The following is a 24,068-nucleotide window of genomic DNA, read 5'->3' as shown; positions in this document are numbered from 1 at the left end:
AATGCCTTGGCTCCGTCGCCTGTGGCCGCGCACGCTGTTTGGCCAGCTGCTGCTGATCATGGTCAGCGGCACGCTGGTGATCCAGCTGATGTCGAGCAGCATCTGGTTCGATGTGCGTTTCGCCCAGGTGCTCGAGGCACCGGTCCGGCTCATGGCTGCACGCAGTGCCCCACTGATTGCCCAGGCCAGCTGTCACGCGGAACACCTGCAGGTGCCCGCGCACTACCAGTTGCGTTGCGCCGAGAACGAACCTGTTCAACAGCAGGATCAGCGGCGCGGGCGCCGGCGCGTCGAGCTGTTGCTGCAACAGGCGCTCAGGTATGAACTGGGCCATGCCCAGGAAGTGCGCCTGCTGAAGGTGCAACTGACCGATGAACTTGGCCAGCCGATCGTCTGGCGCAGCCTGTTCGGCCTGCGCACCGCCCAGGCGCATATCCAGTTCGCCGTGCCGTTGCCCGATGGCCATTGGCTGAGCATCGACGGCCAGGAGCTGCAGGGCTGGAGCGGCGAGTCGGCGTGGGTGCTGATCAGTGACTACCTGTTGCGGGTCTACGCGCTGCGCATCGTCGCCGTGCTGCTGGTCTGCCTGATCGCGGTGCGCCTGTGCCTGCGCCCGCTGCGGCGCCTGGCCGATGCAGCGCGTGGGCTGGGCAGCAACCTCGAACAGCCACCGTTGGCCCTGGACGGCCCGGAGGAAGTGCGCCAGGCTGCGCTGGCCTTCAATGCCATGCAGCAACGGCTGATCGCCATGGTCAACGACAAGGCCTACTTCCTCGCCGCCGTGTCCCACGACCTGCGCACCCCGCTGACACGCATGCGCCTGCGCCTGGAGCGCCTGCCCGACAACGAACACCGCGAACGCCTGCGGCAGAGCATCACCCAGATGGACGCCATGATCGGCCAGGTGCTGGACTACTTGCGGGCCGGCGAGCAGTGCAACCTCCAGCAGGTCGACCTGGACCGCCTGGTGGCGCGCCTGTGCGCCGACCTGGCCACCGCGAGCGAACCGCTGCCGGTACACGGCAAAGGCGGTACCTTGCGGGTCGATGCCCTCCTGTTGCAGCGCTGCCTGCAAAACCTGCTGACCAATGCCCTGCGTTACGCCAACACGGTCTCGGTCACCCTGGAGACCGCGCTCACCGGTGTCTACCTGCACATCGACGACCGCGGCCCGGGCATCGCGCCAGCGCTGCTGGCAACCATCACCGACCCGTTCGTGCGTGGCGAAGGCTCACGCAACCAGGCCTCGGGTGGTTATGGCCTGGGCCTGAGCATCGCCCAGCGCATCGCCAGCAGCCACGGTGGCGCCCTGCTGCTGCACAACCGCGAAGGCGGTGGTTTGCGGGTTAGTGTGCTGCTGCCACGAAATGGCGCCGCCTAGCTGTGCTGGCGGGCCTGGCGCAGCTCGACCAGGCGCTGGCGCATCTGTCGATGGCGGGCGCTGTTGAAGGCCAGCAAGGCCAGCAACGGGAAAGCAAGGGCAACCCCCAATTCAGCCATGCTGGTGCCGGTACCGATCAGGCTCAAGCCCATCAGCAAGGCTGCACCAGGTACCGGCAGCGTGGCCCACATCGACCAGCTCACCCCTCGGACCATCATGATATGGCCGAACGACAGCAGCAACGAAAGCATGGTGGCACAGCCAATCGCGTAAAACGGCGCGTCCGGATGATGCCGCCAGTAAGTATTGAAGAACAGTACCGTGGTGATGGCGACGGCCAGCACACAGAGGAAGTACCCCAACATGAAGGTCGGGAAGTAACGGGCCATGAAAGCCCGAAACTCACTGAAGCCCATCTTCATTCCTTTTGATAACGGGTGATAGTAAGACGAATTGCCATCCTGCTTCCTTGCCTGTACCCGAATCGTACTTCCATCCAAATGGATAGATCGGCATCACTGAATAATCTCTTTGGAAAAACCTCGAAAAAAACAATTCGTTAACACCATGAGAACTGGTTTGCGAGGGTAGTTAAAAAGCAACTTGAAGCATTATGCTGACACGCAAATTAATGAACAACTCCGCATCAAACGCATCGCATTGGCCAACGAGTATCTCAAGGCCAACGCCGTCAGGAAAGTCACACAGCTTCCCGTGCTCACCAGTCGCGGCGCATTGCCACCGAAGGCCAATGAAAAATCTTGTGGGAAATGTACATGACAGTAACTGCGGAACTACTGTGCAAGCTCCTCAAGGCACAGCACCCTAACGAAGCGCCGAGCCCGGCATTATGACGAGGGGCGCGGGTTTCTTAACCTGCTGGGCCACTGCGGCATTCTGCAAACGCCGGAGCACCCTGGCCTGCTCTATCACTACACGAACCTCGGCCTGGCACCGCGCAATTCGCGCTCGTCGGATTGGAGCTATCCGCTGGACTTCTGGTGCGGCGAGCACGGCATCAACGATGGCGCCGTGCGCTACTGGTTCAGCGACTATCCCGAACTGCTGGCAAGCTGAGCAACCATGAGCAGCTGCCTCCCTGATCGGAACCATTGGCCCGGAAATCCGTGGCAAAGCCAACCAATGTGGAGCCTGAATGCTTTCCGAAGAACTGATCGCACACTGCAAAGCCAAGGGCTGGTGGTTTGACACGGCCATAGAGGCGTACCGGCAACCACTGCTGGACCTGGGACTCACGCCAGGCACCGACTTCATGCGTTTCTTCCTTCATGTGGAAGACTGCCCGACATTCCGCGGGCGCGGTGCAGAGATGTTTCAGATCGGCTGGTGCCTGACTTACTCCAGCTATGAGGACACAATCGAAGCCGCCCACGACATGGGCCTGCCAGAAGCGTACCTGCCCCTGGATGACTTCCAGAGCGAGCATGGTTTCTTCTACAACCGCCACACGCAGGAAGTACTCGAACTGGAGGCGGGCCCCTTGCTGGAAGGCTTCCTGCAAGGGAGCGTCAAGCCGCAATGGCCGGATTTCAATGCGTTCCTTGAATGGTACTTCGAGGTGTCCTGAGCCCACGGGGCAGCAAATACAACGTGCCCAAAGCGACCAGAAACCACGCCCGTCGCTATGGCGAAAACTGTGGAGGCTGATATGAACATCTATCATTTCAACAACGTGACCAGGCCTTGGGGAGACTGGGGTACGGTACTGGCCTACGGCATGATCGGCTGGGACGAAGACACCGACATCGACAGTATCGAGCGCAGTGGCCCTTACACGCCGCTCGCTTACATTCGTTCTGGCGTGCTGGTTCTGACCCAGGCAATCAAGGACGCCTTGGAGAGCAGTGACCTGAAGGGTATCAGTCGCTTTGAGCACTTGGAGAAGACCCACGTCGTCGAGCTTGAATGGCAACACTGGGACACCCGCCAAGCAATCACCGAGCACCTGGACCTCGACGGTGAACCTGAGTCGATCATCCATAGCCGCCCCCATGATCCAGAACTGGCAAGGCGCATGCCGGAGTACTGGCAGGCATTCGTGGTGGGCAAGCTCAGCCTGCGCAAGGATCATGAGAAACAGCAGAGCGAGCTGAGCCAGTACCTGCAGGTGCTCAAGGTCGACGACAAGGCCGACTTTTTCAAAGCTGACACCTACGGTGGCTATTTTCTCAACGAGCGCGCGAAGCACTGGCTGGAGACAAATTGCCCAGACTGTTTCGACTTCACCCTTATCCCCCCCGCCACCTGAATCGACGACGCCCACGCAGCCTCGGCGCCAGCGTGAGCTCACGCCAGGCAAAAGTGCTCACAAGGTAATAGTCTTTTACCGAAACCCCAGGTTTTCGCGACCTGGGGTTTGCCTATCCTAGGCCGCGTCATCCTGCCTGCGATGGACCCATGAAAGACTCGCTCCCCAGCCGTTATGCCTGCCTGGCCCTGTGCCTGCTGTTGACCTTCGCCAGCATTCCGTTCCTTGCCCAGCACAGTTGGCTCTGGCCGCTGACGGCGGTTACCACCCTGCTCAGCCTGGTCGGCCTCAACGACCTGCGCCAGAGCCACCACGCGGTGCGGCGCAACTACCCGATCCTGGGCAACATCCGCTACCTGATCGAGACCATCCGCCCGGAGATCCGCCAGTACCTGATCGAAGGTGACGACGACAAGCTGCCGTTCTCCCGCTCGCAGCGCTCGCTGGTGTATGCCCGGGCCAAGAACGAGAGCGCCGAGAAAGCCTTCGGCACGCTCAACGATGCCTACAAGCCTGGCTTCGAATTCATCAGCCACTCGATGCTGCCGGTCGCCACGCCCGACCCGGCATCGTTCCGCATTGCCATCGGCGGGCCGCAATGCCGCCAGCCCTATTCCGCGTCGATCTTCAACATCTCGGCCATGAGCTTTGGCGCGCTCAGTGCCAACGCGATTGCTGCGCTCAACCAAGGTGCACGCCTTGGCCGCTTTGCCCATGACACCGGCGAGGGCAGCATCAGCCCTTATCACCGCGAGCATGGCGGCGACCTGATCTGGGAAATCGGCAGCGGCTACTTTGGTTGCCGCACCGCAGACGGCCGCTTCGACGCGCAACGGTTCGCCGAGCAGGCGCGCAGCCCGCAGGTGAAGATGATCGAAATCAAGCTCAGCCAGGGCGCCAAGCCCGGCCACGGCGGGATTCTGCCGGCACACAAGGTCAGCCCGGAAATCGCTGCCACCCGCGGTGTGCGAGTGGGTGAGGACTGCATCTCGCCGGCAGCGCACAGCGCGTTCCGTACCCCGGTGGAGCTGCTGCACTTCGTTGCCAGCCTGCGCCAGCTGTCGGGCGGCAAGCCGGTGGGCTTCAAGTTCTGCCTGGGCCACCCGTGGGAGTTCATGGGCATCGCCAAGGCCATGCTGGTCACCGGCATCACCCCGGACTTCATCGTCGTCGACGGCAAGGAAGGCGGCACTGGCGCGGCGCCCCGGGAGTTCAGCGACAACATGGGCGTGCCGATGCGCGAAGGCCTGATGTTCGTGCACAACACCCTGGTCGGCCTGAACCTGCGCTCGAGCATCCGCATCGGCGCGGCGGGCAAGATCGTCAGCGCCTTCGATATCGCCAGCGTGCTGGCCATCGGCGCCGACTGGGTCAACTCGGCCCGTGGCTTCATGTTCGCCATCGGTTGCATCCAGTCGCAGAGCTGCCACACCAACAAGTGCCCGACCGGCGTTGCTACCCAAGACCCGTTGCGCCAGCGTGCGCTGGTGGTGCCCGACAAGGCCGAGCGTGTAGCCAGCTTCCATCGCAACACGTTGCATGCCCTGGCCGAAATGCTTGCTGCCGCAGGCCTTGAACACCCTTCGGAGCTCAAGCCCAAGCACCTGGCGCGGCGTATCAGCACCAGCGAGATCAGCCTGTTTTCCGACCTGCACCAATTTCTCAAGCCTGGCGAATTGCTCAGCGGCTCGATCGAAAGCGAGTTCTATGCGCGGATGTGGCGGATGGCGCGCAGTGACAGCTTTGCGCCGGAGACGGGGGATGCAGCGGTCGCACCGACAGCGGCCAGCGTGCGCCGCAAAGAAACAGCCCCGGCATAGGCCGGGGCTGCTCGTGACGCGTGGTCAGGATCAGAAGATGCTGATCGGGTACTCGACGAATACGCGGACTTCGTTGCCGTCGTCGAAGTAGCCGTTCTGTTGTACCGCGTTGTTGGTGCGCACCCAGGAACCGCGCAGCTTGACCGACAGGTCCTTGGCCGGGCCGTCCTGAACGACGTAGCGCAGCTGGTTGAAGATTTCGCGCTCTTTACCTTCGCCAAAGCCGTGGGTATTGATGTTGTCACCCGCCACGTAGGCGATCTTGTAGGTCAGGCCCGGCACGCCGAAGGCGCCGAAGTCCAGGCCGTAGGCGAGCTGCCAGGAGCGCTCGTCTTCGGCGTTGAAGTCGGACCAGTAGGAGTTGGCCAGGTAGATGGTCGAACCACCATCACCCACGCCACCGCGGTCCTGGTACCAGCCGTAGTTGTAGCCGGTGCTGCCGGTGCTGCGCTGGTGCGCCAGGGTCACCGAGTGCGGGCCAAAGGCGTAGGTGGCCGCCAGGCTCCAGATGGTGTTTTCGTCACCGGTCAGCTCGGCTTTCTGGACGTACTTGCTGTTGATGTCCGACTTGTAGCCGTTGAAGTCCAGGGTCAGGGACTGGTCAACCGCGATCGGGAAGACGTAGTTCATGCCCAGGTAGTGCTTCTTCATCACGTCTTCGATGTTCGACGTGTAGGCGGAAGCGGTGAAGTTCTTGGTGAACTTGTAGCTGCCACCGAACACATCGATCGACTTCAGGTGGCCGCTGTCGCGCCCTTCGGCGCTCTTGCGAGCTTCCTCGGTGAAGTGACCGGCGTTCAGTTCCAGGCCTTCGATCTCCTTGGAGGTGATGAAGGTACCGGTGTAGCTCTCGGGCAGCAGGCGACTGTCGTCGTATTGCAGCACCGGCAGCTCAGGCATCATGTCACCGTACTTGAGCACGGTGTTGGAGACGCGGAACTTGATGGCAGCGCCACCACGGGCCAGATTGTGCGGCGAATTGGTCGGCGCGGTGTCGCTGGGCTTGAAGAAGTCGACGCCGGCCGCGCCATTACGGCCCTTGCCGCCATCCAGGCGCAGTGCGTACAGGCCGAAGGCGTCAACGCCCACGCCCACGGTGCCCTGGGTGAAACCGGAGGAGAACTTGCCGATGAAGGCCTGGCCCCATTCGCTCTGGTCGTTCTTGCCGTGCTTCTTGTCACGGTTGATATAAGCGTTGCGCAGCAGAATGTTGGCGTGGCTGTCCTCGAGGAAGCCCTTGCTGTCGGCCTGATCGTTGGCCTGGGCCTGGGTCGCGGCGATCATCGCCAGGGCGACCAGGCTGATCCTGGTTTTCAACATGTTGTTTTCCTTATTTCTAAATCAAAAACGCTTTGCACTATTACGCCAGGAACCAACGCCCCTTCGTAGGTTCGACGCTATGCGGATCCGAACTGAAAGGCCCGCCGACCATCGTGTGGCGGGGCTTTCGCAGCAGCATGGCCATGGGTGGCCAGCAAGCGTTGGCCGAATCCTAGCCGTGGGCGATTACAAATGTCAAAAAGTCGTGAATTGCAGGTTGTTATAACCAAAATCGAGCGCTTGCCTGGTGCATTTCCATGCATGTTCAGCAAGACGAAAGGTAATTTCGCCTTTGTATGATTTGCCGGATTGTCCGATCAGAAAGTCCGAGCCATTGGGTAACCCACCTTTGCGAGCCCACAAACGAAAACGCCACCGCAAATGCGGTGGCGTTATTCATGGGTCGGGCTCCTGCCCTGGTCAGTGCCAGACCCCCAGCAGCGCTTCCAGCTCAGCGTCGCTTATCAGCCCTTGAGGGTAGCGGCCGTCAAGCAGACGTCGTGGGTCGGTCGTCCTGACCCGTTTGCCTCCATGGTGTTTCAACCACTGCGCCACAACCCTGAGCGATTGGTGATTGACTGCCGATGGGCGCAAAGCCGTCTCACTTGCTGCGTTCATGTCCACACGTACTCCCTGGCCCGTGAGCGGCTAATTTACGTCTTGATTGTTACAGAACGGTGTGCCCGGTCTGCCTGGGTAACCCCCTGAAAAACAATACAAAACGTATGCCACCCGACTGTCCGCATATCGCCCGGGCAAAAAAAACCCGTCATTAGACGGGCTTTTTCGCTGGCAGTCGATTAGCGCTTGAGCGGTGCCGGCTGTTGCTGGGTCAGGCAATGGATGTTGCCACCGCCGAGCAGCAGCTCGCGGCCTGGGATCATCACCACTTCATGGTCCGGGAAGACCTTGGCAAGAATCGCTCTGGCCTGAGCATCTGCGGGATCGTTGAAGCTCGGCGCAATGATACCGCCGTTGACGATCAGGAAGTTCACGTACGAACCCGCCAGGCGAACCGACGGATCACGCTCCTGGCTACCGGCCACCTGGTCGACACCGGCGCATTCTTCCTCCGTGGCGAACAGCGGGCCAGGGATCGGCATCTTGTGCACCACAAACTCGCGGCCCTTGGCATCACGGGTGTTTTTCAGCACCTCGTAGGCGGCGTGGCAACGGGCGTAGTTGGGGTCGTTGGAATCATCGGTCCAGGCCAGTAACACTTCGCCTGGGCTTACGTAACAGCAGAAATTGTCGACGTGGCCGTCGGTTTCGTCGTTGTAAAGGCCATCGGGCAGCCACACGATGGTTTCCACTGCCAAGTGCTCGCGCAGGATCTCTTCGATCTGCTCGCGGTTCAGGTGCGGGTTGCGGTTGCGGTTGAGCAGGCACTCTTCGGTGGTGATCAGGGTGCCTTCGCCATCGACATGGATCGAGCCGCCTTCCAGCACGAAGCCCTCGGTGTGGTAGCGCTGGCAACGCTCCATTTCCAGGACCTTGGCCGCCAGTTCCTCATCGCGGTTCCACGGCGCATAGAGGCCGCCGTCGAAGCCGCCCCAGGCGTTGAAGCCCCAATCCACACCACGCACTTCACCGTGGTCATTGATCACGAAGGTCGGGCCGGTGTCGCGCACCCAGGCGTCGTCGTTGCTGATTTCCACCACGCGGATGTTCGGCAGGTCGAGCTGACGACGGGCGTTTTCGTACTGCCCGGCGGAAACGGCCACGGTTACCGGCTCGAAGCGGGCAATGGCCTTGGCCAGGGTGACATGGGCCGCCTGGGCTGGCTTACCGCCCAGGCGCCAGTTGTCCGAGCGCTCCGGCCAGACCATCCAGACCTGGCTTTGTGGCGCCCATTCGGCGGGCATGTGGAAGCCGTCGGCGCGGGGGGTGGAGTTGAGGGTTTTCATGGTTGACCTCTGCAAGGCACTGGGCGATGGATGGCAAATGAATGTGGCATTTTCGACGGTGCAGGATGCTCGCCGCGACTGGCTAATTTATAACCGATACATATCGACTTTAGAAGCCTATAAAGTCATTTTATCCCGATAAAATCGCAAATTTTACCGATATAGATCGGCAAAAGGCTTGCCAGAGCCCTTGGGGCTCATACCTTCGATATAATCGCTTGGCGCAGGCTGCACCAGGACGCCAAAAGGCCTCAAGATGAAATCTGTTTCATTTTTCTGCTCGGGAAGCCGGGCTTGTGGCCGATAACCCCGTGTAAAGATGAAATCCGCAGGTAGTCTCATGCTGGCTCACCGCCAGCCGATCTAGGCTCAGGTTGCAGGGCGGCGGACCTAGAGCGGACCTTTCAAGGTCGGACCATCAGCACACTGACCGAAGAACTTCCATGAACATCATAGCGACCGAGATACCTGACGTAGTCATCATCGAACCGAAGATCTTCGGCGACAGCCGTGGCTTCTTCTTCGAAAGCTTCAATGCGCGCGAATTCAAGATCCAGACCGGGTTCGACGGCCATTTTGTGCAAGACAACCATTCGCGCTCACAGCGCGGCGTGCTGCGGGGCCTGCATTACCAGATCGACAATCCTCAGGGGAAACTGGTGCGCGTGGTGCAGGGCGAGGTGCTGGACGTGGCCGTCGACATCCGCCGCAGTTCACCGACCTTTGGCCGTTGGGTGGCGCGACGCCTCACCGCCACTGACCACCTGCAGTTCTGGATTCCACCGGGGTTCGCCCATGGCTTCCTGGTGCTGAGCGAAACCGCCGACTTTTTGTACAAGACCACCGACTACTACAATCCCGCCGCCGAGCGCTCGATCCGCTGGGACGACCCTGATCTGGCCATCGACTGGGGCGTGCAGCACCCGACCCTGTCGGCCAAGGACCAGGCGGCCGTGCTTTTGAAAGACGCGGACCTGTTCCCATGAGAATGCTCGTCTGTGGCCACCATGGCCAGGTCGCCCAGGCCCTGCAAGCGCAGTTGCGCGGGCTCGGCGAGGTGCACCTGCTTGGCCGCGACCAATTGGACCTGGCCAGACCCGAGTCCCTGCGCGAACCACTGCGGCGCTTGGCCCCGCAACTGATCATCAACGCCGCCGCCCACACCGCAGTGGACCAGGCCGAAAGCGAACCGGACCTGGCCTTCGCAATCAACGCAGAAGGCCCACGGGTGTTGGCCGAAGAGGCGGTACGCCTGGGTGCGCCGCTGATTCACTACTCCACCGACTATGTCTTCGATGGTGAAAAGGCCCTGCCCTACACCGAGCTCGACCGCCCCAACCCGCTGGGCGTCTATGGCCGCAGCAAACTGGCCGGGGAGCAAGCCATCACCGCTGTGGATGGCGAACACCTGATTTTGCGCACCAGTTGGGTCTATTCGCTGTACGGGCGCAATTTCCTGCTGACCATGCAACGCCTGCTGCAGGAAAAACCGCAACTGCGCGTGGTCGACGACCAGGTCGGCGCCCCCACCTGGGCCACGACCATCGCCGTCGCCACCCGGCAACTGATCGCCCGTTGGCAAGCCGGGCAGCGCGGCGCATGGGGCACCTATCACCTGACCGCACAAGGCGAGACGTCCTGGTTCGGCTTCGCCCAGGCTATCGGCGAACAGCTCAAGGCACGCGGCCTGCCCTGCGCCGAACTGGTGCCGATCGCTTCCAGCGAATACCCGACCCCAGCGCGTCGCCCGGCCAACTCACGCCTGGACTGCTCGCGCCTGGCCGGTGAGTGGGATGTGCACCTGCCGCACTGGCAGCAGGCACTGATCGACTGCCTCAAGTAGCGCATAATTGCGCCAGACCCTTCTGGCGCATTGACCTGATGATTGCAAAACCCACGCCCCCACGCCGACCCCGCTGGCGCAGCCTGGCCCTGCTGGCCCTGTGCCTGGCGCCCCTGTTGTGGCCACTGCACCATCTGGCCGAGCGCTACTACCAGGATGAGCTGGCCTCACAGAACCGCCAGACCCTCGACCTGTACGTCGCCAACCTGCTCGGCACCCTGCACCGCTACGAAACCCTGCCGCAGATCCTTGGCGACCTCCCGGCGCTGCGCGGCGTGCTGGCCGACCCGTTCCGCCTCGAAGCCGTGACCAATGCCAACCGCCTGCTCAAGGACATCGTCCACCAGACCGGCGCCGAAGTGATGTACCTGATGGACGTCAGTGGCAATACGCTCGCCGCCTCCAACTGGGACAAGCCGGACAGCTTCGTCGGCCGTAACTTCTCTTTCCGCCCGTACTTCATCGAAGCCATGGCCGGCCACCTGGGGCGCTTTTTCGGCCAAGGCACCACCTCGGCCAAACGCGGCTACTTCTTCGCTGCCGCCGTGCGCGACCGCGAGCGCATCGTGGGTGTGCTGGTGGTCAAGGTCGACCTGGACCACACCGAAACCCTCTGGGGCCGCACCCCCGAACAGCTGCTGCTGACCGACCACAACGGCGTGGTGATCCTCACCTCACGCCCCGAATGGCGTTTTCGCGCCACCCGTGAGCTGACCGACGCCGAGCGCCAGGCGATCATCGCGATCCAGCCCTACCCGACCCAGGCCCCGCAGCCGCTGGTGCTCAACCATGACGCCTGGCTCACCCAGACCCGCGACATCAAGGAAACCGGCTGGCAGGTGAGCATCCTCGCCCCGCGCCAGCTGGTTGATCGCTCGGTGCAGACGGTGATGGCGATTGGCGCTGGCGCTCTGCTGGTACTGATGCTGTTTACCGGCCTGGTGATGCAGCGGCGGCGCCACTACATCGACCGTATCGACTTTGAAGCCCGCGGCCGCCAGGAGCTGGAGTCACGCGTGGCCGAGCGTACTGCGGCCCTCGAAGGCCTCAATGCCCGGCTGAAAAGCGCGGTGCTGGAGCGCGAAAATGCCCAGCAGGAGCTGGTGCGCGCCCAGGATGAACTGGTCCAGGCCGGCAAGCTGTCGGTACTCGGTACCATGTCGGCGAGCATCAGCCACGAGCTTAACCAACCCCTGGCGGCGATCCGCAGCTACGCCGAAAACGCCGAGATCCTGCTCGACCACCAGCGCACCGAGGACGCCCGCGGCAACCTCAAGCTGATTGGTGAGCTGACCGGGCGCATGGCCTCGATCATCGCCCACCTGCGCGCCTTTGCCCGTCGCGACCGCCACGCCCCGGAAAGCGTGGCGCTGCAACCGGCACTGGATGATGCCCTGGCGCTGCTGGCCAAGCGCCGCCGGGCGATGGCCGTGGAGCTGATCCGCGACCTGCCCGAGGCCACCCTGTGGGTGCAGGCCGGCGAAACCCGCCTGCGCCAGGTGCTCGGCAATCTGCTGGCCAACGCCCTCGATGCCCTGACCGAAAAGGCCAACCCGCGTCGCCTGTGGCTGAGTGCCGAGAAGCACGAGGACTGCGTCTACCTGTACATTCGCGACAACGGCCCAGGCTTCAGCCGCCAGGCCCTGGAGCACGCCAAGGAGCCGTTCTTCACCACCAAGACCCGCACCCAGGGCCTGGGCCTGGGCCTGGCCATCTGCGAAAGCCTGATGCGGACGCTGGGCGGTGAGCTGCTGCTGGCCAATCACCCTGAAGGTGGTGCCCTGCTCACCCTGCAATTGCGCGTGGCCGCACCCGGCGCGACCTTGCCCACTTCGGAGGACTCCTCGGCATGACGACCGAGCCTAACATCGACAGCCAGGCCCAGGTGATCCTGGTAGATGACGACCCACACCTGCGCCAGGCCCTGAGCCAGACCCTCGACCTGGCCGGGCTCAAGGTTGTCGCCTTGGCCGACGCCCAGGGCCTGGCCGAGCGCATCGAGCCTGACTGGCCAGGCGTGGTGGTCAGCGATATCCGCATGCCAGGCATCCACGGCCTGCAACTGCTGGAGCAGCTGCACGGCGGCGACAGCGAGCTACCGGTGTTGCTGATTACCGGCCATGGCGATGTGCCGCTGGCGGTACAGGCCATGCGCGCGGGCGCCTACGACTTTCTGGAAAAACCCTTCGCCAGCGACGCCCTGCTCGACAGCGTGCGCCGCGCCCTGGCCGTGCGCCGCCTGGTGCTGGACAACCGCAGCCTGCGCCTGGCCCTGAGCGACCGCCAGCAACTGGCCACGCGCCTGGTCGGCCATTCACCGTCGATGCAACGCCTGCGTGAACAGATCGGCGCCCTGGCGGGTACCCGTGCCGATGTCCTGATTCTCGGTGAGACCGGTGCCGGCAAAGAGGTGGTCGCCCGCGCCCTGCACGACCTGTCCAGCCGCCGCGAAGGCCCGTTCGTGGCCATCAACGCCGGCGCACTGGCCGAGTCGGTGGTCGAAAGCGAGCTGTTCGGCCACGAGCCGGGCGCCTTCACTGGTGCTCAGAAGCGCCGCATCGGCAAGTTCGAGTTCGCCAATGGCGGCACGCTGTTCCTCGACGAAATCGAGAGCATGAGCCTGGACGTGCAGGTAAAGCTGCTGCGCCTGCTGCAGGAGCGAGTGGTCGAGAGGCTCGGTGGCAACCAACTCATCCCGCTGGATATCCGCATCATCGCGGCCACCAAGGAAGACCTGCGCACCTCCGCCGACCAGGGCCGCTTCCGCGCCGACCTCTACTATCGCCTCAACGTGGCGCCACTGCGCATCCCCCCTTTGCGCGAGCGTGGGGACGACATCCTGGTGCTGTTCCAGCACTTCGCCGATGCCGCCAGCCAGCGGCATGGCCTGCCGCCCCACAGCCTGCAACCGGCCCAGCGGGCCATGCTGCTGCGCCATGACTGGCCAGGCAACGTGCGCGAACTGCAGAACGCCGCCGAACGCTTTGCCCTGGGCCTGGAGCTGGCCCTGGACGGCCAGGCACCTGCTGCTGCCCCGACGGCGGCGCCAATCCTGCTGGGCAACCTCAGCGAACAGGTCGAGCAGTTCGAACGCTCGCTGATCGCCGCCGAACTGGCCCAACCCCACAGCTCCATGCGCAGCCTCGCCGAAGCCCTCGGCATTCCGCGCAAGACCCTGCACGACAAGCTACGCAAGCACGGCCTGCATTTCGAAGGCGGTAGCAGCGGCAGCGACGACCACGAGGAAAACCGCTCATGAGTGCCGATAGCCAATACCTGCAGTCCGTGCTGCACGGCGACATTCCCCTGACCCGTGACATGGGCCTGGAAGTCATCGATTGGCAAGCCCAGACCCTGCGCCTGCAGCTGCCACTGGCGGCCAACGTCAACCACAAGAGCACCATGTTTGGCGGCAGCCTGTACTGTGCCGCGGTACTGGCGGGCTGGGGCTGGCTGCACCTTCGGCTGCGTGAACTGGGCATCGATGACGGGCATATCGTCATCCAGGAAGGCCAGATCAGTTACCCGTTACCGGTGACCGGCGCGGCGGTGGCGCGTTGCGCAGCACCGGACGACAAGACCTGGCAGCGGTTCCTGACGATGTACCAGCGCCGGGGCCGGGCGCGGCTGACACTGGCGACCACCGTCAGCAACGCTGGCAGCGACGAGCCCGCCGTCGCGTTCAGCGGGCAGTACGTCCTGCACCGCTGACAGGGTAGGTCAGATCAGCTCGAGGAATGCCTGGCGCCAGGCCGCGTTGGCAGGTAACGCCAGGAAGAACGGATTGAGCAGCGACTCACGCGCCGGGTAGCGGAATGGCTGGCCATCGACCTCGATCACCTCGCCCCCGGCGCCTTCCAGCACACCCTGCGCCGCCGCAGTGTCCCATTGCGAAGTCGGCGCCAGGCGTGGGTAGCAATCGGCGCTGCCTTCAGCCAGCAGGCAGAATTTCAGCGAACTGCCGATATTCGCCAGTTCCAGCTCACCCACGGCAGCACTCAGGCCAGCCAGCAGCGCTTCCTGCTGCGGGCTGGAATGACGACGGCTGGCTACCACGGTGAAGCGGCCACCGGCAGGCGGCGCATTGCGCACTTGAACCGGCTGCGCCTCGGCCGCCCCTTCACAGCGCCAGGCACCGAAACTGCGGCCACCGAAATAGCAGCGACCGTTGGTCGGCATCGCCACCACGCCAAACACCACTTCGCCGTTCTCGACCAGCGCGATGTTGACGGTGAACTCCTCGCTGCCGGCGATGAATTCCTTGGTGCCATCGAGCGGATCGACCAGCCACCAGCGGCTCCAGCCCTGGCGCTCGGCCAGCGGGATATTGCAGTCCTCTTCGGACAGCACCGGAATCTGCGGCGCCAGCGCCAGCAAGCCATCGGCGATAACCCGATGCGCCGCGAGGTCGGCAGCCGTCACCGGCGAATCGTCGGCCTTGGTGGTCACCCTCACGTCGGCGCGCCAGAACGGCAGGATGGCCTCGCCGGCCTGCTGGGCCAGCTTGACCACTTCGTGCATCAGTTGCAGGTCGTTCATGCTTCGAGCAACCCCCGCTGGATCAGCAGGTCACGGGCCAGGTACAGCGCCGCCAACGCCCGCCCTTCGGTGAACTGCGGGTGCATGGCCAGGGCCGAAAGTTCGCGCAGGTTGACCTTGTCGACCCGCATCGGCTCCGGCTCGTCGCCCTCCAGGCGCTCCTCGTAGAGGTCGCTGGCCAGCACCACCTGGATCTTCTGGCTCATGTAGCCTGGGGACAGCGACAGCTCGGTCAGATGCTCCAGCTGGCGAGCGCCAAAGCCGGCTTCTTCCTTGAGCTCACGGTCAGCCGCGGCCAGCACGTCCTCACCCGGCTCGATCAGGCCTTTGGGCAGCGACAGCTCATATTCGTCGGTGCCGCCGCAGTATTCCTCCACCAGCACCGCGTGCTCGGCGTCGAGCATGGCGACGATCATCACCGCGCCGTAGCCGTTGCCTCGGCCAACCAGGCGCTCATAGGTACGCTCGTTGCCATTGCTGAAGCGCAGTTGCACGGCCTCGACCCTGAACAGGCGACTGCTGGCGACGATCTCGCGACTGAGGACGGTGGGTTTCTGGCGCATGGGGCAGCTCCTTGGCGTGAACGCGTTACTATACCGTGGCTTGCCGACTGATCGAGAGTTTCCCATGCCTGTTCTTCCCTGGTCTGCCATCGATACCGTCCTGCTGGACATGGACGGCACCCTGCTCGACCTGCACTACGACAACCGCTTCTGGCTCGACCACCTGCCCCAGCGCTACGCCGAGCTGCACGGGGTCAGCCGGGCCATGGCGGAAATGGAACTGCAACCGCTGTTCGAACGCAATGCCGGCACGCTCAACTGGTACTGCCTGGACTTCTGGAGCCGCGAGCTGCAATTGCCGATTCGCGAGCTCAAACGCGAAATCGCCGACCTGATCGCCCTGCGGCCCGATGCCGATACCTTCCTTGCTGCTATCCGCAAGGCCGGCAAGCGCGTGGTGATGATCACCAACGCCCACCGCGATTCACTGTCGCTGAAGCTGGAGCGGGTGGAATTGGCGCCGTATTTCGAGCGGCTGATCAGTTCGCACGACTACGGCTACCCGAAGGAAAACCCGCAGTTCTGGGACGCCTTGAAGGCGGATATCGGCTTTGATCCGCAGCGCAGCCTGTTCATCGATGACACTCTGGCCATCCTGCGCAGTGCGCGGCGCTTTGGCGTGGGGCACCTGCTGGCGGTACGCCAGCCGGACAGCAAGGCGCAGCCGCGCGATACCGAGGAGTTCGCGGCGGTCGAGAACTACCGGGAATTGCTGGTCGGCCTGTAAAGGCCTCTTCGCGGGTAAACCCGCTCCCACAGATATGGCGCCACATTTGAATGTGATGAAAAACCTGTGGGAGCGGGTTTACCCGCGAAAGGGCCGGGACAGCAGATAGAGATCAGTCAGGAATGCGCAACACCTGCCCCGGGTAGATCTTGTCCGGGTGCTTGAGCATCGGCTTGTTGGCCTCGAAAATCTTGTTGTACTGGCTGGCATTGCCGTACACGACAACGGAAATAGCTGACAGCGTGTCACCCTTTTTCACGGTGACAAACCTTGCCGCCGCCACGACCGGCCCGGCCACGGTGATCTGGTCATCGACACTGGCCACCCCTTCGATATTGCCGGCGGCAAGAATGATCTTCTCTTTCTCCTCCTGGCTGCCCACCTCGCCCTTGAGGATGACCGTGTCACCCTCTACAGTGGCCGAGATGTTCGGGTTGCCCAGGCCGACACTTTCCACGTGTTTCTTCAGCTGCTCTTCGGCCTTCGCATTGCCGGGAGTCAGCAGGTCGATCAACTTCTCGCCGGCTTCCTTGACGAAACTGAACAGGCTCATGACGCGCTCCTTGTTGACGTAAACCCTGGAGCCAGGAGTCTAGGCCAGGATTGCCGCGCCTGCCCCGCTGCGACCAATCGACGCGGTCTATCAAGGCATAGACCCTAGCGATTAGACGCGACCGGCCCACAGGCCTAGGCTGGATGCTATCAAATAGCCGCCGGTAGTCAGCCTCCTGATGCAAAGCAAACCTCCGGTCTGCGCGGCCAACCTGCCTCTGGCACTGCCCGCCGCCAGCAACACCTACGACTACGTCCAGCTCAGCGATGGCGCAAGCGCCTGCACGCCACTGGCCGAAGAGGTCGCCCTGGCCATTGCCTACAACGGCCTGAACCAGGCGGTCATGCTGGTCAGCCCTACCGACCTGGAAGACTTCGCGGTCGGTTTCAGCGTTGGCAGCGGCATCGTCGAAGGCACTGCGGAAATCTACGACCTGAAACTGTCCGGCAGTGGCTCGGCGATGTATGCCGACCTGGAGATTTCCAGCCGTGCGTTCTGGAACCTGAAGAACCAGCGCCGCCAGCTGGCCGGAACCAGCGGTTGCGGCCTGTGCGGGGTGGAAGCCCTGGAACAGGCGCTGCCAGAGCTGACCGCTCTGCCTGGCGCGCCGTTGCCGCCGGCGCAATGGCTGGCGGGCCTGCGCGAGCGTATCGATGCGTTCACGCCGCTGGGCCAGCACTGCGGTGCCGTGCACGCCGCGCTGTTCATGAACGCCCAGGGCGAATTGCTGATGGGCCGCGAAGACATTGGCCGGCACAACGCCCTCGACAAGCTGATCGGCGCCCTGCTGCGCCAAGGCATCAGCACAGCGGGCGGCCTGGCCATCGTCACCAGCCGCTGCAGCCTGGAGCTGATCCAGAAAGTGCTGCGCGCCGGCATTCAGACCCTGGTCAGCCTTTCGGCGCCCACTGGCCTGGCCCTGCAATGGGCGCGCAAGCACAACCTCAACCTTATTCATCTGCCCAAACACAGTGCACCGCGGGTCTACAGCCCTGCGGCGGAGTCGTAACAGTCGTGACCTCGTACCAGCAACTCCCGGACAACACCCCTGCCTCCACTCCTCGTTACCAGCCCTACCACGGCCCTGCCGGTGGTTGGGGCGCGCTGCGCAGCGTAGCCAAGGCCTGGGTCGGCAGCGATAACGCGCTGAAGAACATTCGCGCCCTGCTCAAGACCAACCAGAACGGCGGCTTCGACTGCCCCGGCTGCGCGTGGGGCGACTCGCCCGAGAGCGGCATGGTCAAGTTCTGCGAGAACGGTGCCAAGGCGGTCAACTGGGAAGCGACCAAACGCCGTGTCGACGCGGCGTTTTTCGCTCGCTACAGCGTCAACGCATTGCTGCAGCAAAGTGACTACTGGCTTGAGTACCAGGGCCGCCTGACCGAGCCAATGGTCTACGACGCACAAACCGATCGCTACCAGCCGATCAGCTGGGATGCCGCCTACGCCCTGATCGCCCGTGAGCTGAACAAGCTGGCCACGCCCGACCAGGCCGAGTTCTACACTTCCGGCCGGGCCAGCAACGAAGCGGCTTATCTGTATCAGCTGTTCGTGCGGGCCTATGGCACCAACAACTTCCCCGACTGCTCGAACATGTGCCACGAGGCCAGCGGCGTGGCCCTGAGCCAGAGCGTCGGGGTCGGCAAGGGTACCGTCACCTACGACGATTTCGAGCACGCCGATGCGATCTTCGTCTGGGGCCAGAACCCGGGCACCAACCACCCACGCATGCTCGACCCACTGCGCGATGCGGTGAAACGTGGCGCCCAGGTGGTCTGCGTCAACCCGCTCAAGGAGCGTGGACTGGAGCGCTTCCAGCACCCGCAGAACCCGCTGGAGATGCTGACCAACAGCGACCGGCCGACCAACACCGCATTCTTCCGCCCGGCACTGGGCGGTGACATGGCCTTGCTGCGCGGCATGGCCAAGTTCGTCTTGCAGTGGGAGCGCGAAGCCCAGGCCAACGGCGAGCCCGCCATCTTCGACCATGTGTTCATCGCCGAACACGGCCATGGCGTGGACGAATACCTGGCAGCGGTTGACGCCACCTCCTGGGAGCACATCCAGGCACAATCCGGCCTGACGCTGACCGACATCGAGCTGGCTGCGCGCATGTACTGCCGTGGCAAGCGCGTGATCATGTGCTGGGCGATGGGTATCACCCAGCACCGTCACTCGGTGCCGACCATCCAGGAAATCGTCAACCTGCAGATGCTGCGCGGCAACATCGGTGTGCCGGGCGCCGGCCTGTGCCCGGTACGTGGGCACAGCAACGTGCAAGGCGATCGCACCATGGGTATCAACGAGCGGCCGCCAGTGGCGCTGCTCGATGCCATCGAAAAACGCTTCAACTTCCCGGTGCCGCGACATCACGGCCACAACACCGTGGAGGCGATCCACGCCATGCTCGATGGCCGTTCGAAAGTGTTCATCGGCCTTGGCGGCAACTTCGCCCAGGCCACCCCAGACACCGAGCGTACCGCCAAGGCACTGCGCAACTGCGAACTCACCGTGCAGATCAGCACCAAGCTCAACCGCAGCCACCTGATCCACGGCAAGCAAGCACTGATCCTGCCGTGCCTGGGCCGCACTGACATCGACCTGCAGGCCGACGGGCCTCAGGCAGTCACCGTGGAAGACTCGTTCAGCATGGTTCACGCCTCGAATGGCCAGCTCAAGCCGCTTTCACACCAGATGCGCTCGGAGCCTGCCGTGGTCGCCGGTATCGCGGCCGCCACCCTTGGCAAACACCCGGTGGACTGGCACTGGCTGGTGGCCGACTACGCGCGCATTCGCGACCTGATTGGCGACACCATTGCCGGATTTGCCGGTTTCAATCAGCGCCTGGCTCACCCGGGCGGCTTTTACCTTGGCAACAGCGCCGGCAGCCGTCAGTGGAAGACCAGCACTGGCCGCGCCAACTTCAAGGCCAACCTGCTGCCCGACACCCTGATCGACGAGCGCGTTCGAGCCAGCGGCCAGGTGCCGGACCTGATCATGCAATCGATGCGTTCCCACGACCAGTACAACACCACCATCTACGGCCTGGACGACCGCTACCGTGGCGTGCGCGGGCAGCGCGAGGTACTTTTTGCCAACGAGGCCGACATCATCCGCCTGGGCTTCCAGCCTGGGCAGAAGGTCGACATTGTCTCGTTGTGGGGAGATGAACATGTGCGCCGTGTGCACGGCTTCACATTGCTGGCCTTCGACATCCCGGCCGGGCAGGCGGCGGCGTACTATCCGGAAGTCAATCCGCTGATTCCGCTGGAAAGCATCGGCGACGGCAGCCATACGCCGACGTCCAAATTCGTTGCCATCAAACTGGAACGCGCGCGGGACGACGGCCGTATCCTGTAACGGAAGCGCCTCGGCAAAAACCAAAAAAGCCCTGAACCGCGAGGTCCAGGGCTTTGTCACAAATACCTCTGACAAGCAAAAAGCGATAAAGTTTCATAGCAAATACAGTAACTTAGAGAATTGTGTACAACTCGTGTTACTCGTCGGATTTTCGTTGCCAGCCGCTCACCTTAGCCTCAAATTCGCCATCGTCATCCCTATGAGGCTTTCTCGATGAAGAAGTACTCCTCGATTCTGTTGTTGTCTTTCAGCTTGCTCAGCGGCGTTGCCATGGCAGGCGGCAATACCGAGGCTGGCATTGGCGGCGCATTGGGTGGGGTACTCGGCTCCGTAGTGGGCAACTCCATCGGTGGTAGCACTGGCGGTGCCATTGGTGCCGGCCTGGGCGGTGCGGCCGGCGGTGCCCTCGGTGCCGACAAGCGCCAGCGTGGCGAGGCCGCCATCGGCGGCGCCCTGGGCGCTGCAGGCGGTAACGTGGTAGGTCGCTCGATGGGCGGCACCACCGGTAGTTACATCGGTGCGGCCGCAGGCGGCGGTGCTGGTGGTGCGCTGGGTAACTACATGGGCAACAAGGCCGATGAAGACGAGCGCCATGACGAGCGTCGCTACCGTCGTGACTACGACGACCGTCGCCACTACGACCGTGGCCACCACTACGGCCACCGCAAGCACAAGCGCCACTGGCGCGACTGATACCTGAGGCTCAGCCTGCGGGTAAAAAGAGCCCTACCCTCACCGGCAGGGCTTTTTCATGCCTGCGAATCGAGTTGCAGGCCGGCCAGGATTACCTGCAGCGGCTCGGGCAGCGGCACCGGCCGGCCGCTGGCGCGCTCGATGAATACCTGCACCACCGTCCCCGCCGCGCACGCATCGGTTTCCCCAGGGCGGTAAAGCGCCAGGCGGTACTCCACGGTACTGCCCACCAGCCGCGTCACCCCCAGCCCCACCTCCAGCACATCCGGGAAGCCCGGCAAGGCGAAGAAGTCTGCCGCAGAGCTCACCACGAAGGCCGCCAACTCGCCATCGCGCAGGTCTAGATCCGCCTGTTCAACCAGGAAGGCCTGGATCGCGGTTTCGAAGAAACCGTGCACGGTGGCGCCGGCGATATGGCCGTTGACCTCGTTGTCCTGGGGACGGGTGAGGATTGGGTGGAAGTGGGAGAAGGCCGTGCGGTTGGGGGTTTCGGTCATGAGTTATCCACAATTGGTTACTTCAAAGAGAAGCTTCCCACAACAAGTGAGGAAGGCCTATAGTCGCAATCAACTATAGATTGCATAGCATGGTGTATCGCCAATGAACCCGAGAATCACACCAGTGCCTACTCATCAGCTGGACCATGCAAACCTTAGCCGAATGGCAGAATCAGGCCGAATCAATGCAACACATATTGTAGGGCAGCCCGGAGGCTGGGCAGTCCAGGTTGACGTCAACCATCAGGAACATGTGCTGATTGCCCAACGCAGTGGCAATGTCAGGCTGTTCAAGAAATTCGAAACCTTGGTGACCTACCTGCTCGACCTCGGCATTGACCATTTCCAGGTCGATGCGTCCACCTTCGACCCTAGCCAGCTGAGCACCTATCAGCGCCCTGACCGTGCTCAGGCACTAAAGCGAGCCCATGAGGCAGCAGCCTATGAAGGCTGGTTTGCCGAACAGGTCGAGGCAAGCCTCAAAGATGCATCCCCTGTGATCGAGGAGGATGATGCGGAGCGGCAGCTCGATGTCTTGCGCGCCAACCTCAAAGCCAAGATTCGCTGATGCGCCTGGTTTGGCGAGAAATGGCGCTCAAAGACCGTATTCGCCTCATGGAGCACATTTCCGAGGACAACCCTGCAGCTGCCCTAGTGTTGGACGAGACGTTCAGAGACAAGGCGCGGCGCGCTACCCTGGCACCTACGCTGTATAAGGCCGGCAGATGCCCAGGCACGAGAGAAATTGTCGTAAGGTCGAATTATGTGATGATTTACCGAATCATGGATGACCGCATAGAAATCATACGCATCCTCCATGCACGGCAGCAGTGGCCGTGACCCAGACACTAAAAAGCCGCCCGAATGGGCGGCTTTCTCGTTACGGCTGGGCTCAGTTTACAGCTTTGGACCCGCTGCCTTGATCGCATCGGAAACTTCGAACTTCTTGAAGTTCTCGATGAACAGTTTGGCCAGGCCTTTGGCTGCCTCGTCGTAGGCAGCTTTGTCAGCCCAGGTGTTGCGTGGGTTGAGCAGCTCGGTTTCCACGCCCGGTACGGCCTTCGGCACGTCCAGGTTGATGATGTCCAGGTGCTCGGTTTCGGCGCCTACCAGAGCACCGCTCTGGATAGCGGCGATCACGCCACGGGTGGTCGGGATGCTGAAGCGCTTGCCAACGCCGTAGCCACCACCGGTCCAGCCGGTGTTGACCAGGTAGACCTTGGAGCCGAAAGCGTTGATACGCTTGATCAGCAGCTCGGCGTATTCACCCGCCGGGCGCGGGAAGAACGGCGCGCCGAAGCAGGTGGAGAAGGTCGACTTGATGCCGCCGCCCGAGCCCATTTCAGTGGAACCGACCAGCGCGGTGTAGCCGGACAGGAAGTGGTAGGCCGCCTGCTCGTTATTCAGGATCGAAACCGGAGGCAGAACACCGGTCAGGTCGCAGGTCAGGAAGATGACTGCGTTCGGCTCGCCACCCAGGTTGGCCTCGGCGCGCTTGGCGACGTGCTCCAGCGGGTAGGCAGCGCGGCTGTTCTGGGTCAGGCTGACGTCAGCGTAGTCGGCGTGCTTGTTGGCGTCGAGAACGACGTTTTCCAGCACGGCGCCATGCTTGATGGCTTTCCAGATGACCGGCTCGTTCTTCTCGGACAGGTCGATGCACTTGGCGTAGCAGCCGCCTTCCATGTTGAAGACAACGCCTTCGCCCCAACCGTGCTCGTCGTCGCCGATCAGGTAACGGCTTTCGTCGGCCGACAGGGTGGTCTTGCCAGTGCCGGACAGGCCGAAGAACAGGGTGACATCACCCTCTTCGCCAATGTTGGCAGCGCAGTGCATCGGCAGCACGTCAGCGGCCGGCAGCAGGAAGTTCTGCACCGAGAACATGGCTTTCTTCATTTCGCCGGCGTAGCGCATGCCAGCGATCAGCACTTTCTTCTGGGCGAAGTTGATGATCACGCAACCATCGGAGTTGGTACCGTCACGCTCAGGTTCGCAAACGAAGTTGGCGACGTTGAGGATCTGCCACTGGTCGCGACCAGCCGGGTTGAACTGCTCCGGGTTGATGAACAGGCAACGACCGAACAGGTTCTGCCAGGCAGTCTGGGTGGTCATCTTCACCGGCAGGTAGTGCTCGGCAGCAGCGCCTACGTGAACGTAGGAAACGAAGTGATCCTGGGCGTTGTTGAACGCCTCGACGCGGTCCCACAGGGCATCGAACTTGTCGGCCGGGAACTTGCGGTTGATCGGGCCCCAGGCGATGGCGGCCTGGGTGGAAGGTTCTTCGACGATGAAACGGTCAGCCGGCGAGCGACCAGTACGGTGGCCAGTTTCGACTACCAGTGCGCCAGTATCGGCCAGCACGCCTTCACCGCGGGACAGCGCTTCTTTAACCAGCTCATCGACGCTCAGGTCGGTGTACACGGTGTTGTTGGCTTGCGTCATGAGATACCCCATCCGGCCCGAGGCCGAGTGCTCCAAACGTTTTGTAGTTGTCTCGAAAAAACTACTACAGCGAAAAAAGTGGCCGGATTATGCCAGAAACGCCCAAAAAAAGTAGGCCCCTCCTGTCAGAACCGCTCTTTTGCGCAATTCGACAGGA

Annotated in this window: 23 protein-coding genes; 15 read left to right on the top strand and 8 right to left on the bottom strand. The window is 62.7% G+C overall.

What is annotated here, in order from left to right; translation table 11 throughout:
* Position 1 precedes the first annotated feature (1 nt).
* On the top strand, positions 2-1,381 hold the full coding sequence (locus L6D64_RS12280; protein ID WP_176509104.1) for an ATP-binding protein: 1,380 nt from the start codon (positions 2-4) through the stop codon (positions 1,379-1,381).
* On the opposite strand, the gene L6D64_RS12275 is transcribed toward L6D64_RS12280, so the two are convergent.
* On the bottom strand, positions 1,378-1,797 hold the full coding sequence (locus L6D64_RS12275; protein ID WP_176509105.1) for a hypothetical protein: 420 nt from the start codon (positions 1,795-1,797) through the stop codon (positions 1,378-1,380). The genes L6D64_RS12280 and L6D64_RS12275 overlap by 4 nt on opposite strands.
* A 740-nt stretch (positions 1,798-2,537) precedes the next feature.
* On the opposite strand from L6D64_RS12275, the gene L6D64_RS12270 reads away from it, so the two are divergent.
* From L6D64_RS12270 to L6D64_RS12260, 3 genes are all read left to right on the top strand, one after another.
* Positions 2,538-2,969 (top strand): hypothetical protein, encoded by a 432-nt coding sequence (locus tag L6D64_RS12270; protein ID WP_176509106.1) that lies wholly within the window; start codon positions 2,538-2,540, stop codon positions 2,967-2,969.
* Between the two features lie 81 nt (positions 2,970-3,050).
* Positions 3,051-3,650, top strand: a complete 600-nt coding sequence (locus L6D64_RS12265) for a hypothetical protein (RefSeq protein WP_176509107.1) — start codon at positions 3,051-3,053, stop codon at positions 3,648-3,650.
* 149 nt (positions 3,651-3,799) lie between these two features.
* The gene (locus L6D64_RS12260) at positions 3,800-5,470 is read left to right on the top strand and encodes an FMN-binding glutamate synthase family protein (RefSeq protein ID WP_176509108.1); all 1,671 of its coding nucleotides are present in this window, start codon (positions 3,800-3,802) and stop codon (positions 5,468-5,470) included.
* A gap of 30 nt (positions 5,471-5,500) precedes the next feature.
* Here the strand turns inward: L6D64_RS12260 and L6D64_RS12255 are convergent, their stop codons facing one another.
* Positions 5,501-6,790: an OprD family porin gene (locus L6D64_RS12255; RefSeq protein ID WP_176509109.1), complete on the bottom strand. Its 1,290-nt coding sequence runs from the start codon at positions 6,788-6,790 to the stop codon at positions 5,501-5,503.
* Positions 6,791-7,590: 800 nt separating this feature from the next.
* On the bottom strand, positions 7,591-8,697 hold the full coding sequence (aguA, locus tag L6D64_RS12245) for an agmatine deiminase (RefSeq protein ID WP_054885894.1): 1,107 nt from the start codon (positions 8,695-8,697) through the stop codon (positions 7,591-7,593).
* A 443-nt stretch (positions 8,698-9,140) separates the two neighbouring features.
* Here aguA and rfbC point away from each other — a divergent pair, with 443 nt between their 5' ends.
* The 5 genes from rfbC to L6D64_RS12220 are packed head-to-tail and all read left to right on the top strand — an operon-like array spanning position 9,141 to position 14,251.
* Positions 9,141-9,683 carry a dTDP-4-dehydrorhamnose 3,5-epimerase gene (gene rfbC / locus L6D64_RS12240; protein ID WP_176509110.1) on the top strand — a complete coding sequence of 181 codons (543 nt, stop codon included), beginning with the start codon at positions 9,141-9,143 and terminating at the stop codon, positions 9,681-9,683.
* A complete protein-coding gene (rfbD, locus tag L6D64_RS12235) occupies positions 9,680-10,540 on the top strand; it encodes a dTDP-4-dehydrorhamnose reductase (protein WP_176509111.1) in 861 nt (286 codons plus the stop codon). The genes rfbC and rfbD overlap by 4 nt, the downstream gene beginning before the upstream one ends.
* Before the next feature lie 38 nt (positions 10,541-10,578).
* Entirely contained in the window at positions 10,579-12,393 is a 1,815-nt protein-coding gene (locus L6D64_RS12230; RefSeq protein ID WP_054885897.1) for a sensor histidine kinase, read from the top strand.
* The gene (locus tag L6D64_RS12225; protein ID WP_176509112.1) at positions 12,390-13,799 is read left to right on the top strand and encodes a sigma-54-dependent transcriptional regulator; all 1,410 of its coding nucleotides are present in this window, start codon (positions 12,390-12,392) and stop codon (positions 13,797-13,799) included. The genes L6D64_RS12230 and L6D64_RS12225 overlap by 4 nt, the downstream gene beginning before the upstream one ends.
* The gene (locus tag L6D64_RS12220) at positions 13,796-14,251 is read left to right on the top strand and encodes a YiiD C-terminal domain-containing protein (protein ID WP_176509113.1); all 456 of its coding nucleotides are present in this window, start codon (positions 13,796-13,798) and stop codon (positions 14,249-14,251) included. The genes L6D64_RS12225 and L6D64_RS12220 overlap by 4 nt, the downstream gene beginning before the upstream one ends.
* A gap of 9 nt (positions 14,252-14,260) precedes the next feature.
* On the opposite strand, the gene cysQ is transcribed toward L6D64_RS12220, so the two are convergent.
* Positions 14,261-15,079 carry a 3'(2'),5'-bisphosphate nucleotidase CysQ gene (gene cysQ / locus L6D64_RS12215; RefSeq protein ID WP_176509114.1) on the bottom strand — a complete coding sequence of 273 codons (819 nt, stop codon included), beginning with the start codon at positions 15,077-15,079 and terminating at the stop codon, positions 14,261-14,263.
* A complete protein-coding gene (nudE, locus tag L6D64_RS12210) occupies positions 15,076-15,642 on the bottom strand; it encodes an ADP compounds hydrolase NudE (protein ID WP_015268611.1) in 567 nt (188 codons plus the stop codon). The genes cysQ and nudE overlap by 4 nt, the downstream gene beginning before the upstream one ends.
* Positions 15,643-15,706: 64 nt before the next feature.
* On the opposite strand from nudE, the gene yrfG reads away from it, so the two are divergent.
* Positions 15,707-16,369: a GMP/IMP nucleotidase gene (yrfG, locus tag L6D64_RS12205; protein ID WP_176509115.1), complete on the top strand. Its 663-nt coding sequence runs from the start codon at positions 15,707-15,709 to the stop codon at positions 16,367-16,369.
* A 112-nt stretch (positions 16,370-16,481) separates the two neighbouring features.
* Here yrfG and lysM read toward each other — a convergent pair whose 3' ends face one another.
* Entirely contained in the window at positions 16,482-16,922 is a 441-nt protein-coding gene (gene lysM, locus L6D64_RS12200) for a peptidoglycan-binding protein LysM (RefSeq protein WP_176509116.1), read from the bottom strand.
* A 178-nt stretch (positions 16,923-17,100) separates the two neighbouring features.
* On the opposite strand from lysM, the gene fdhD reads away from it, so the two are divergent.
* From fdhD to L6D64_RS12185, 3 genes are all read left to right on the top strand, one after another.
* Entirely contained in the window at positions 17,101-17,931 is an 831-nt protein-coding gene (fdhD, locus tag L6D64_RS12195; protein WP_176509117.1) for a formate dehydrogenase accessory sulfurtransferase FdhD, read from the top strand.
* A gap of 5 nt (positions 17,932-17,936) precedes the next feature.
* Positions 17,937-20,282, top strand: a complete 2,346-nt coding sequence (locus L6D64_RS12190; protein WP_176509118.1) for an FdhF/YdeP family oxidoreductase — start codon at positions 17,937-17,939, stop codon at positions 20,280-20,282.
* 213 nt (positions 20,283-20,495) lie between these two features.
* The gene (locus L6D64_RS12185; protein WP_054885905.1) at positions 20,496-20,975 is read left to right on the top strand and encodes a glycine zipper domain-containing protein; all 480 of its coding nucleotides are present in this window, start codon (positions 20,496-20,498) and stop codon (positions 20,973-20,975) included.
* A 56-nt stretch (positions 20,976-21,031) separates the two neighbouring features.
* On the opposite strand, the gene L6D64_RS12180 is transcribed toward L6D64_RS12185, so the two are convergent.
* Positions 21,032-21,472 (bottom strand): acyl-CoA thioesterase, encoded by a 441-nt coding sequence (locus tag L6D64_RS12180; RefSeq protein ID WP_176509119.1) that lies wholly within the window; start codon positions 21,470-21,472, stop codon positions 21,032-21,034.
* Between the two features lie 103 nt (positions 21,473-21,575).
* On the opposite strand from L6D64_RS12180, the gene L6D64_RS12175 reads away from it, so the two are divergent.
* Both L6D64_RS12175 and L6D64_RS12170 read left to right on the top strand, forming a co-directional pair.
* Positions 21,576-22,040, top strand: a complete 465-nt coding sequence (locus tag L6D64_RS12175; protein ID WP_236192449.1) for a hypothetical protein — start codon at positions 21,576-21,578, stop codon at positions 22,038-22,040.
* Positions 22,040-22,312 carry a type II toxin-antitoxin system RelE/ParE family toxin gene (locus tag L6D64_RS12170; RefSeq protein ID WP_176509120.1) on the top strand — a complete coding sequence of 91 codons (273 nt, stop codon included), beginning with the start codon at positions 22,040-22,042 and terminating at the stop codon, positions 22,310-22,312. Before L6D64_RS12175 ends, L6D64_RS12170 begins: the two co-directional genes overlap by 1 nt.
* Positions 22,313-22,369: 57 nt before the next feature.
* Here the strand turns inward: L6D64_RS12170 and L6D64_RS12165 are convergent, their stop codons facing one another.
* Positions 22,370-23,911, bottom strand: coding sequence for a phosphoenolpyruvate carboxykinase (locus L6D64_RS12165; protein ID WP_054885907.1), 1,542 nt, complete (start codon positions 23,909-23,911; stop codon positions 22,370-22,372).
* Positions 23,912-24,068 lie beyond the last annotated feature (157 nt).

This window comes from Pseudomonas urethralis (assembly GCF_021602465.1).
Taxonomy (GTDB): Bacteria; Pseudomonadota; Gammaproteobacteria; order Pseudomonadales; family Pseudomonadaceae; genus Aquipseudomonas; species Aquipseudomonas vlassakiae.
Note: the sequence above shows the minus strand (reverse complement) of the source record. Positions and strands in the feature narration are given on the sequence as shown.